Below are 10,797 nucleotides of genomic sequence, written 5' to 3' on the forward strand. Positions count from 1 at the left end.
CTGGGGAAGTGTCTCCGTGAGGGACCGCCTCCACCGGATGTTTGGGAGGGTCGGGGGCGCGAGCGCCAAGTGCTCAAGAAGGTGGGTAGTGGACGTCGTTGCAGCGCTCCTGGTGGAGCTGTGCGGCTGCAGGTCGTCGTCCGGGCGCGGGTTTCGAGTGTGATCATCTTCGGTGCGTGCGTGGCAGACTTGGCGCGGTGCAGCGCGTGCGCTGACGGGGTCTGATGGTTTGACGGGGGACGGTTACGGTGTCGTGGGAAGAGGAATGGGCCCAGCTCAAAGCTGGTGCGGTTGCCCGGCAGGAGCAGGCGGCACGCATGCAGCTGAACCAGCTGCCGGCTGTCGGAGGCGGAGGCTCTTCCGCTGGCGGAGGCGGACGGGGAGAGGGCTTTTCGGTCAGTGCCGGCTCTATCGACGGCAGTGCGCACCTGCTGCTTGAGATCGCCGGGGTTTTGTACGAGGGGCGGATGGACGGTGAGAACGCAACGATGTGCCGGGCTCCCCGATCTCATCCTGACGTGGGCTCGATCGTCGGAACGTTCGCTCGCTACGCCAAGGACCAGTACACCGACGCAGTCGTGCTGCTGGCGGCGCTGTCCAGCACGCTCAAGGACTCGAACAACGCCTACGTCCAGTACGACGACGCGGTGCGCAGGCAGTTGAACTCCGTCCTGACCTCGGGTCGCTACACGCAAGCCGGGGATCGGTGAGCGCTGTGGCCTACCGCAAGGATGTGGAGTTCCTCGAGGACGCCAACCCGGCGCTTATCGGCCGTAGCGCCGCAGAGTTCTCCCGCCTGCACAAACTGATCGGGACCACAGATGACGCCTTCCGCAAGGCCAGCAAAGTGGACTGGCAGAGCGAAGCACGCGACCTGTATGTCCGGCGGCTGGGTGAGGCCAAGGACCTCACCGACGCCTTGTCGGACGCCTTCCGCATGGTGGCGAACGCCCTCACCTCCTACGCGGATGCCGTCACCACGGCCAAGAGCCACTACAGCAGCGGCAAGCACACCGAGAGCAAGCTGGCCGAGGTCATGTCTAGGGAAGCGTCCGCGATCACTCCGACGGCACGTGCCGCGGAGCCGTTGCGGCAGTGGGAGGACCTGCGGGCGTCCACTGGTGTCCTGGACTGGTTCGCGGAGCTGAGCGTCGACCTCGACGCGATCCGTGAGGACGCCGAGCGCTACTACCACCAGACCAAGGACCACTACGGCGATGCCCTGCGGGTGGAATCCGAGGCACGCCAGACGTGCATCGCCGACATCGAGGCCGCCTACAGCCTGCTGCCTGACTTCCAAAGCCCCATCACCGACCCGGAACAGTTCCTCAAGAACCTGGGGCCGCTGCAGGCCGAAGCGCGGCAGGCGAGAGACAACCCCTACGCTCAGCTGCCAGGCGCGGGCCCGAAGGTGGACGCGATTCCCACGATGGGCGGGAACGTCGTGGTCAACGAGACGCTCTCACGGATCCAGACCCGTATCGACGGGCTCCCCAAGGGGGAGGGCAACAACTACTGGATGTGGTCCAACTCCGACGACGGCCGCCGCGAGTACATCTCCGCCAACAAGGAGATCATCAAGGCCGCTGCACAGGAGGCGGGCCTGCCGCCCGAAATGGTCGCCGGCATCGCCTGGAAGGAAGTCGAGGGCGACCCCGGCTGGCTCGACGACGCGGCCTATGAAGGACGGAAGATCATTCCCGGAGGCGAGGACCCCGACCGGACCTCGATGGGCCCCCTGTCCATCCAGGTCCGCCGGGCCGCCGAGGTACTCGGCTACGACCCGCAGCACCTCACCGACATGCAACGCGATGTCGTCGTTGACGCGATCAAAGATCCGGCCACGAACATTTTCATCGCCTCGGAGTACCTCTCCCAGCTCAAAGCGGAGAGCCGTTTCGCAGACGTACCGCCCGAGCAGATGACCCGCGCGCAGATGCAGGAGCTGGCCGCCCGCTACAACGGCGGTCCTTACTACGAAGATCCACAAGCCCAGGCGTACGGTCAGGGCTTCGACCAAGGGCTGGACGACGCGAAGGAGGCGCTGAGGTGAACTCGGGCGCGGGTACGACGACCGAAACGCACGAGAGCCGGCCGCGCAGTGCATCCAGCCGGCTTGGCACCGGCGTGTGCGCTGTGGTCCTCTTTCTGGGATCCGTGGTGACCGCTTATGTCGTGCTCACCGCGTACATGGTTGAGCCGGACGGGCCTTGGGACCAGCAGGCCGTCACCAACTCCAAGGTGGCTGCCGGTATGGGCCTGGCCTTCTGCGTGGTGCTGGCCTCGCTGACATGGGTCTTCGCCAAGGCCGAATGGCTGCGCCGATGGTGGTACGCCATTCCCGCGGTACTGGCCCTCGCCGCGCTGTTGCGGCTCACCGTGTTCGCACCCCAGCTCTGACCACACGGTGCTCGCAGCATTGGGTAGCTGGGTGAAAGCAGAGGATCACGCTCATGCCAGGGCATCAAGCCAGGCATCGTCGGCGGGCGGGACGAAGAAGTGGCCGCCTCCGACGGTGAGGGTGTATTTGGCCATCGCTTCGCCTCGCAGTCTGTGCTGGACCGCCTCGAAGCCCTGCTCAAGGTCGCGTTGGAAGCAGCAGAAGATCAGGCCCTGGTCGTCACGGCTTCGGTGGTAGTTGTAGCTGCGCCGGACCATCGGTTGTTCAGAGTGACAGCTGCGCAGAGTTACGACACCAGCAGCAGCGAGCCCGCCGGCTCCAGCCGCCAAAGCTGCCGAGACATGTAGGAGTCTGCGTCTAATAGTAATTTTCACCTATGTCAAGGTATGACAGCTACAACAATAGGTGCGTCTTATGCGCTTCAGCTTCTGCGTTGCGCCAGGTTTTATTGAAGTGGTGTAGATAAAGCCCTAAGTCTTGATGGATGGGCTGCAGCCTGACTTGCGGGCCCATCCGGCGTGCCGTCGAGACGGGTCAACTTGTCAGCAGAACCAGACGGTGCAGTTTCGCTGCGCAATGCGGAGCGAGTGGGATTTCTGCGCTGTCAATTCGGTATCTGCCGACCTCGAGGGTGAACATGAGCATATGCTCCTCGGTCGCCTCGTCGCCGGGTGTCGCAGTGTCCATGAGTGCGAAGTTCCCGTCGCACTCCAGAACCGGGCCTTCATGCCATGCGATGGCGTCGAGATCGACCTCAGATGCGTACTTTCGCATGTTCTCCTCGGAGTTCCCGTGGATCCACTGGACGATCAGTGACCGAGACTCGATGATCGTTGTTGAAAGAGGCTCATCCCCGAGGATTGCTATGTTTCTTCCGGGCAAGTCGTAGCACTCAGATCGGCCTGCGTCTGTCATTTCAATGACGAGGTCGTAATCACCGTTGTACCCAGTCCACGATGAGAGCAGTGATACTGAACTCAGAAGGACCGGGCCGCCGTCCGTCTCCAGCCATCGACGCCCGTCAATATTTGGTTGCTGCGTCATAAAGCCCTCTCATCACACCCTTCAACCGACCTGCCCAGCCGCCCTGCCGGCTACTGCACAGGCGACACTGGGGATACAGTCACTGGGGCGCGCCATCCGGCATCCACGAACTGATCGGTTGGTGGTCGGGCGCGAATCTCCCGTTACCGCCAGGATCGAGCGCGCCGCAAGTGTGGCATCCATACTTGAAACCCAGCTCGTCAGTCCGGTCGTGTTCCTCGTCCGTGAAGCAACGGTGAGGTCGTAGACCGCCGTTGATTGGATGCGGTGCTTGACTGTGGTGATCTGGACTCGGGTACCGGTGCTGGTCCGCAGCCACTGCTCGGGTTCAAGGTCGCTGGCGTCCGCCCATTCGTAGAGGGCGGGGATCCAGAAGGGGTGGCCCGCGCAGGCGGGTGCCGGGGTCAGTGCTCGGGCTTGGTGGGTCGCTGCATCAGCGCGGCGGCGGCCTCGTCGAGGGTGACCTTCTCGTGCAGCAGGGCGGAAACGACTTCCGTGATCGACATTTCGACGTCGTGGGCGCGGGCCAGGGCGAGGATCGCTTCGGCGGACTTGATGCCCTCGGTGGTCTGCCGGGGGCGGCTGTCGCCTCCTCGCCGGCCGCACCCCGCCTGTAACTACCAACACCATCACCCACATCGGTTGCTGGGACACCTGGCGACAACTGAGGCGCCAACCATCCGCGCTATGTGACCTTATCGCCCGTCAGAAGGTGCGGTTCCTGACGTCATTTGAGTTCGGGGATCCCTTGCGATCAGATCCTTACAGACCTTAAGGTTTATTAATGGAGAAGTCCTACGGCATCGAAGCCGCTCGCGCTCAGCTAGGAGACATCGTCGACCACGCCCGCACCACCGGACAGACCATCGCCCTCACCCGCCACGGGCGGACCGTGGCTGTCATCGGCCCTGCCGAAGCGGTCAAGCCCTCCGGAGGCGTGGAAGTTACCCTGTACTACCCCCACGATCAAAGCACCTGCGTTCTACCTGCTCTGCCCCGTACGGGCGATTCCTTCCTGCAGGAAGTGGAGTTGGGTCCAGAGAGCAGCACCGAAACCCGTTGGAGCGTCACCGAAGTCCAGTGGCACATGTCCAGCGACGGAACCACGTACATTGGTGTATCGCTGGACCCAGCCGACGACCACACGGTCCAAATCATGGGGCGGCAAAGGCAAGAGCGCATCGCCGCCGCCCGCGCCGCCGAGAAGTGAGGCCACCGACCATGGTCGATGGTTCGTTCACCCGCTACTTCTGTCCGTTGGAGTGCGGATGGCACTACGACCAGGAGCAGCCCCGCAAGGCCGGGGACGTGCTCGGCGCTTCGGGGCCATCCCCGTGGGTGCGGGGAGCAGAGACTGCGAGCCCGCCGAGTTCGCGCCGTCGCGGGGACCATCCCGCGGGCGCGGGGAGCAGCGCGGGCGGGGTGAACATATCGCGGATCGGGAGTGGTCGATTTCGCAGCCGCGATGACGACACTGCCTTCGTCGTCTGCCGGGCACCGGAGGTTGAGGCTGGCTGGTCGCCTCGGCCCGCGGCGAGGAACTGCGGGGAGTACTGTCGTCGACCGGCCCGGCCGTCTCAGATATAGGCGTTCCGGAATGCCCGGGCGAACTCCTCTTCGGTCACCGCGCCGTGGCCGCCTCCTCCGGTGAGGTGGCCGTGGTGGGAGAGAGCGAGGATAGGGTCGAGTACCTCGCGCCTGTAGTGGCTGGTCCAGTTGGGGGACCGTTTTTCGTCCTCTGGGATGGGGGCGAGGACCGCCAGGCTTCCGCCGGGGTGCCTGACGACGCCCCAGATGATGCGGTACATCCCGACGCGGCTCACGATCAGTCCGCTGGGCGAGATCTCGTGGTCCTCCGACAGACGGGGGGCTGCCTCGACGATCGTTCCGATCGTTTCCTCCAGGCTGATCGACGTCTGCACCGTGGTGACGAACCCGGCCGTCTCGACCAGTTTGTGCAGTGTTTCCACGACCGTGTTGTGGGCGTGCTGACCGAGTATCAAGTCGTACAACGGAGGATCCCTTCGGGTGGGCGGCGAGAGATGAGGCAGAGAGGGTGGAAGCTGGGCGACTCCGCCGTGGAAGGGTCTTGCCGAGACGAGGGAGCAACGGGAGTCATGCGAGTCGTGCGAGGCGGGGTGCCTCGGCGGCAGTCTTGCTAAGCGGCTGGTCGCGGCGAGAGGTCGCGCGGCAGTATCGATCGGCTTGGTGATATTTGGTGGGATCTGGCGCGCAACAGCTAGAGGCTACCGGCTCAGACGGCTGCCGACTCGTAAATCCTCCACACCGTCCGGCTTCGGTGAGCGCCGGGCGAAGAATCACGAACCGTCTTCCCGCCAGGACGTCTTGCGTCGTCATCGCCTGTCGGCGCCGGCTCGCGGGATGGCGCTCCGAGACGTCTGCGTCGTACCCGCCCCGCTTGGTGGCTCCCGCGGTGGGCGTCGGATCCTGCCGCCCATCCTTCGTGGTCTGCGACTGTGCCGGCCAAGAACTCTGCGTCGCGGGCGAGTTCGGCCGATAATCGTGCCATGACCGAGCAGCCACCACAGCCCGAGGCCGGCGAGATCAGATTCAACGGCACTACCGTTGAGTACTTCGACGGCACTTGCTGGGTGCCGCATGAGGAACTCCCCGACGACCAGATCCCGCCCGAACTGCGTGGCCACGGCGACGAGGACGACGCGGGCTCCGGTGACGCGCCGTACCTGGGATGAGCATCCCCGACGCCCCGGCCGGTGATCCGGCCCCCGACCCTGTCCTGGCCGACCTGCGGGCCTCCGTGAATGATATGCGCGCCACCGCGCGCTGGATCGTCGGCGCGGCGGCGGGTGTAGGGGCCCTGGTACTGGCGGGTGGGCCACTGGTGATCGTCAAGGACCTCGACGACGCCGGGGACGTGGTCGCGGTCGTTGGCGGCATGCTGCTGGCCGTCATCGGCGTGGTCTGGGCGGTCTGGCGGACCAGCGACGTCCTCAGCCCGCGCATGGCTACGCTCGACGACCTTGGATCGCCGGACCTCAAAGGGCTGCGAGAGCTGATCGGCCGGAGCCCTGCTGACTTCTACGGCCCGCGGTCCGCCGACCCTGCTGCCCTCTGGGAGGAACGCCGTTTGCGGCTGACTGTGGCGGCCCGTCTCGAGGCCCTGCTGGCTCGTGAGAGCGACCCCGTGCGCACGCAGATCCTGGCGCACGAGGCAGCGGTCGCCCGGCGGAACGCGTTGCTGATCCAGCGGTTGCAGCAGCGCTTGCTCGCGTGGATCCACGCCTGGCAGGTCCGACGGTCCCTGCTGCGGGCTCGGCGGGACACGCTGTTTTCCGCGCTGCTGGTCCTGGCCGGCGCCGTCCTGTACGTCACGGCGCCGCTCGACGCGAAGAAGGAGCCGACCGTGGTGTACGTCTGCGAGAGGGATGCCTCGCCTCCCCTGAACGCCGTCCGTGCAAAGGAAGATCCCTGTGCCCGATGAACCCGCGGCCTCCCTCTCTTCCGGCCCCCCTCACTGGCGGCTGCGCATCCGGCGTACTGCCGTCACCCTCAGCGCCGGTTCGCGCACCGTCGTACAGGGCCCCGGTGCCGAGGTCCCCTTCGCGCTGACGGAGACCGTGCGAGCACTGAACCGGACGTACGAGGCTGCCGCACGGGCCGTCCGGCGGCCCGCGACCGGCGTTCCCCCGCAGGTGCTGACACGGAGACTGGGACGTCTGCTCGCCGAGATGGCGGGCCCCCGGGTGGTCGACGCCCTCGCCCGGGCCTGCGAAGCCGAGGCGGCCAAGGAGCATGGCCTGCCGCTCATGATCGAAGCGGATCGGGGAGAGCTCGCCGACCTGCCTTGGGAGTCACTGACCCTGCCCGGTCAGTCGACACCGCTGGCGCTTCACCCCACCATCCGTCCGTACCGCGCCTTCGCCGAGGACTCCGTGCCTTTGCCTGCCGCGGACCGAACCGGCCAGCCGCTGCGGATGCTCGTACTGCTCGCCGGACCCCGCAACGCCCCAGGCCGCCGCGAGGCCCTGCTCGACTTGGATGCGGAGACGGCCCGGCTGGCGGCTGCCGTGTCCAGAATCCAGGGCACGGCCGAACTGCGGGTACTGAGCTCCGGCAGTCTCACCGCACTCCGCAGCGCCCTCGCCGAGCAGCCCGCCGACATCGTGCACATCGTCTGCCACGCCAGGCCCGGGGAACTCCTGCTCGAAGACGACTTCGGCGACCGCGAGCCTGTGAATGCCGTCGCCCTGTGCCGGGTCCTGCAGGGCCCCTACGGCATCCCCACGGTGGTCCTGGCCGGCTGCTCGACGGCATCGTCGGTGCGCCGGCTCCGGCCGCACGCCGGACCGGAACCGGCGTACCACGGCACCTTCCTGCCCGGGTTGGCGCAGAGCCTGATCCAGTACGGGGCTCCCGCCGTCGTCGCCATGTCCGCACCGGTTCGGGATGTGTACGCGGGCGCGCTGATGGCGGACATGTACGCCGGGCTGGCCGCCGGCCGGCCCTTGTGGGAAGCACTGCACGGCGCCCGGATGGAGCAGGAACGCGTCAGACGCTCCAGCGACGACCGGTGGCTGCCGGAATGGCACGTGCCCGTCCTGTTCGCCGGGCTCGGCCTGGCAGGGGCCGTGCCCGGCCGTGGCGAGCCCCCGGAGAAGCCCGTCGCCCCTGCCGCGCCGGCCGTGCCATTCGCGCTGCCGCTCGGTTCGTTCGTGGGCCGCCGCACGCAGTTGCGGGCCGCGCTGAACGCCCTGGCCCGAGACGGCACCGGGCTCGTGGTGCACGGCGTGGGCGGGGTCGGGAAGACAGCCTTCGTCGGTGAACTGCTGCGCCTGCGGGCATCACCGATTGCGCCGGCGATCGTGAAGGGCCCGGTCGGCCCCGACGCGATCCTGCGTGAGGTCGCGGCCGCGCTCGCCGGCGAAGCGGACGACGAGCTTGCGCGAGTGCTCTCCGACGCGGGGCGCCCCTGGTCTGAACGTCTGGGCGTCCTTGCCGGCCTCACCGTCCCCGACGCGCATGTGAGCGTCGGCACGGACGCCCGGCACGCCGCGCACAGCCCCGCCCGGTCGCTGACGCTGGTGCTGGATGACTTCGAGGCCAACCTGACCCGTGACACGCGCGGCCGGACTCGCTTCACCGATCCCGAACTGGCCGACTTCCTCAGCGTCTGGACCACCTCACTGACGCACGCCCGCCTCCTGATCGCCTCGCGTCACCCCCTGCCGTCGACGGACGGGGCGGCTTTCGAGCGGCTGAGCCAGATGTCGCTGCCTTCGCTCAGCCGGGACGAGACCGACCTGCTGCGGCTGCGACTGCCCCTGACGCGGCTGCTGCCCCGCCGGGCCTGGCAGGAGATTCGGCAGGCTGTCGGCGGTCACCCCCGCACATACGCCTACCTGGAGGCCTTTCTCGGAACCGGTCGGCCGACGGACGATTTGGCATGGCGGATCGGCCGGCTCAACGATGGTCTCGACGCGGCACGCGCCCGCATCCGCAGACAGCTTCGCCCCGCCCTGCGCGAGGCACTGAGCCTCACGGCCGCCGACACCCTGCTCGACGACCTGCTCGCCACCCTCGACCCGGGCTGCCGGATCCTGCTGCACCGCGTCGCGGTGCATCGCGTGCCGGTCCCGGCGTCGGCGTTCGCCGATCCGGACCACGCGGACGGGGCGCACGCCTGTCTGGACGCTCTGGTCGCCGCGGGGCTGCTGGCCGAGGACGGCAGGGACGCGGCCGGTATCCCGTTGTGGAGTGTCCATCGCTGGACCGCGGCCGAACTCGACCGCCGCGACCCGCAGGCCGCGTGCGACGCCCACCGGCGTGCGGCCGCATACGAGCAGGAGCGCTTCTCCCGCGACGACCTGCCCGACACCGTACGCATCGACGCAGGGTTCGAGGCGCTGCACCACCTCGGTAGCGCCCGACGTCACTCGGAGGCGGCGGCGTTGGGACGCCGCCTGTGCGGCCTGTTGCACGCCAGGGGCCGTTGGATCACCGAGAAAGAGCTGTGTCACCGCATGCTGGAGTGGAGCGAGCCGGGCACGGAGTCGGAGGCCGTGGTTCATCGCCAGCTCGGCCTCGTCGAGCGGGACCAGGGCGAGATGCGCGCCGCACGTGACCATCTGGAGCGGGCCCTGGCCGTCAGTACCGCCGCCGGCGACCCGCTCGGCGTCGCGTACGCCGAGCACCAGCTCGGATCCGTCGACCAGGAACAAGGCGACCACCGCGCGGCAGGGGCCCGCTACCTCCGGGCCCACACGGCCTTCCGGGAACTGGGCCGGGAACGGGACGCGGCCGCCAGCCTCTACCAGATGTCCCTGCTGGACCAGTACGACGGACGACCGGAACGCGCCCGGGCGGGCTTTGGGGAAGCCATGGAGGTCTTCGCGCGCCTGAGTGACCTTGCCGCAGTGATCTCATGTCACCGGAGCCTGGCCTATCTCGCGGAGGACGAGGGCGACCTCGACACCGCCATGGCACACTGCCGCTCCGCGGTGGCTCTGTGCGAAGAGACGGGCGACCGGGTACAGGCGGAGGCCCTGCGCAACCAGATCGGCACCCTGCATATCTTGAACGGTGACTACGACGCCGCGCACAGCGAGTTCGACGCGGCCCTACGCTCCGCCGTCGCACGCGACGGTCGCGAGGAGATGGCCCGCTCCCACCAGCATCTGGGGATTTGCGCCGAACGTATGGGCGCCCTGGAGATAGCGGAGGAGCACATCCGCATGGCCCTGTCGCTGAACGGAGAACTGGAACGCGTCGTCGGTCAGGCCCAGTGCCTCACCCGGCTCGCCGGGATCGCCCGACTTCGCGGCAGACCTGCCGACGGACTCTCCTTCGCCCGCCGCGCCCTGGTCCTGCTCGGCGGCACCGACGAGACCCGCGACCGACCCGGCACCTATCACGTCATCGGCGACTGTCTGCGTGACCTCGGCCGTATCGCGGCGGCCCGACGTTTCCACACCGCTGGTCTCCTGGACGCCAGGAGCCCGGTCGACCTCGACCGCGCCCGTACCGCCCTGCGGGAGCTGGACGCCTTGGAGCAACGTCACGTTCCTGGATGACGAGCAAACAAGCAGGTCAGCCGACACATCCCTGACTATTTACGGGACGCCATCTAGTCTTCCGAGTCAGGAATTCTGTTCAGATGTGTAGGGTTGTCTGGTGGCACGTACTGGGCGGCCGAAGGCCGAGTTGATCCTGTGGGATGCGGAGCGGGCTGCGCTGGAGGGATGGGTGCGGCGACGTTCCACGCCGCAGGCCTGGGCTCTGCGCTGCCGGATCATCCTGGCCTGCGCAACCGGCGCGTCGAACAAGGACGTGGCCGCGCAGGTGGGCTCCACGCCGCATGCGGTGGGCCGCTG

Annotated in this window: 10 protein-coding genes and 2 pseudogenes; 8 read left to right on the plus strand and 4 right to left on the minus strand. The window is 67.6% G+C overall.

Annotated features, from left to right (window positions below):
- The first annotated feature begins 317 nt into the window (after positions 1 to 317).
- The 3 genes from ACIF8T_RS39175 to ACIF8T_RS39185 are packed head-to-tail and all read left to right on the plus strand — an operon-like array spanning position 318 to position 2,400.
- A complete protein-coding gene (locus ACIF8T_RS39175) occupies positions 318 to 710 on the plus strand; it encodes a hypothetical protein (RefSeq protein ID WP_400042103.1) in 393 nt (130 codons plus the stop codon).
- A 5-nt stretch (positions 711 to 715) separates the two neighbouring features.
- Positions 716 to 2,053: a hypothetical protein gene (locus ACIF8T_RS39180; protein WP_400042105.1), complete on the plus strand. Its 1,338-nt coding sequence runs from the start codon at positions 716 to 718 to the stop codon at positions 2,051 to 2,053.
- A complete protein-coding gene (locus ACIF8T_RS39185; protein ID WP_400042106.1) occupies positions 2,050 to 2,400 on the plus strand; it encodes a hypothetical protein in 351 nt (116 codons plus the stop codon). Before ACIF8T_RS39180 ends, ACIF8T_RS39185 begins: the two co-directional genes overlap by 4 nt.
- 51 nt (positions 2,401 to 2,451) lie before the next feature.
- Here the strand turns inward: ACIF8T_RS39185 and ACIF8T_RS39190 are convergent, their stop codons facing one another.
- From ACIF8T_RS39190 to ACIF8T_RS39200, 3 genes and pseudogenes are all read right to left on the minus strand, one after another.
- The gene (locus tag ACIF8T_RS39190) at positions 2,452 to 2,775 is read right to left on the minus strand and encodes a hypothetical protein (RefSeq protein ID WP_400042108.1); all 324 of its coding nucleotides are present in this window, start codon (positions 2,773 to 2,775) and stop codon (positions 2,452 to 2,454) included.
- Positions 2,776 to 2,935: 160 nt separating this feature from the next.
- Positions 2,936 to 3,445 carry an Imm21 family immunity protein gene (locus tag ACIF8T_RS39195; protein WP_400042110.1) on the minus strand — a complete coding sequence of 170 codons (510 nt, stop codon included), beginning with the start codon at positions 3,443 to 3,445 and terminating at the stop codon, positions 2,936 to 2,938.
- Between the two features lie 506 nt (positions 3,446 to 3,951).
- Positions 3,952 to 4,002 (minus strand): annotated as a pseudogene (locus ACIF8T_RS39200) (hypothetical protein); the annotation flags it as partial.
- 227 nt (positions 4,003 to 4,229) lie between these two features.
- Here ACIF8T_RS39200 and ACIF8T_RS39205 point away from each other — a divergent pair.
- Positions 4,230 to 4,655: a type II toxin-antitoxin system Phd/YefM family antitoxin gene (locus tag ACIF8T_RS39205; protein ID WP_400042112.1), complete on the plus strand. Its 426-nt coding sequence runs from the start codon at positions 4,230 to 4,232 to the stop codon at positions 4,653 to 4,655.
- 367 nt (positions 4,656 to 5,022) lie between these two features.
- Here ACIF8T_RS39205 and ACIF8T_RS39210 read toward each other — a convergent pair whose 3' ends face one another.
- Positions 5,023 to 5,415 carry a hypothetical protein gene (locus ACIF8T_RS39210; RefSeq protein WP_400042113.1) on the minus strand — a complete coding sequence of 131 codons (393 nt, stop codon included), beginning with the start codon at positions 5,413 to 5,415 and terminating at the stop codon, positions 5,023 to 5,025.
- A 558-nt stretch (positions 5,416 to 5,973) separates the two neighbouring features.
- Here ACIF8T_RS39210 and ACIF8T_RS39215 point away from each other — a divergent pair.
- The 4 genes and pseudogenes from ACIF8T_RS39215 to ACIF8T_RS39230 form a co-directional block, all read left to right on the plus strand.
- Positions 5,974 to 6,159 carry a hypothetical protein gene (locus ACIF8T_RS39215; protein WP_400042115.1) on the plus strand — a complete coding sequence of 62 codons (186 nt, stop codon included), beginning with the start codon at positions 5,974 to 5,976 and terminating at the stop codon, positions 6,157 to 6,159.
- On the plus strand, positions 6,156 to 6,908 hold the full coding sequence (locus ACIF8T_RS39220) for a hypothetical protein (protein WP_400042117.1): 753 nt from the start codon (positions 6,156 to 6,158) through the stop codon (positions 6,906 to 6,908). The genes ACIF8T_RS39215 and ACIF8T_RS39220 overlap by 4 nt, the downstream gene beginning before the upstream one ends.
- Positions 6,898 to 10,497: a CHAT domain-containing protein gene (locus ACIF8T_RS39225; protein ID WP_400042118.1), complete on the plus strand. Its 3,600-nt coding sequence runs from the start codon at positions 6,898 to 6,900 to the stop codon at positions 10,495 to 10,497. The genes ACIF8T_RS39220 and ACIF8T_RS39225 overlap by 11 nt, the downstream gene beginning before the upstream one ends.
- A 100-nt stretch (positions 10,498 to 10,597) precedes the next feature.
- Positions 10,598 to 10,797: pseudogene (locus ACIF8T_RS39230) on the plus strand (IS630 family transposase); the annotation flags it as partial.

This window comes from Streptomyces sp. NPDC085946, from assembly GCF_044540485.1.
GTDB lineage: Bacteria > Actinomycetota > Actinomycetes > Streptomycetales > Streptomycetaceae > Streptomyces.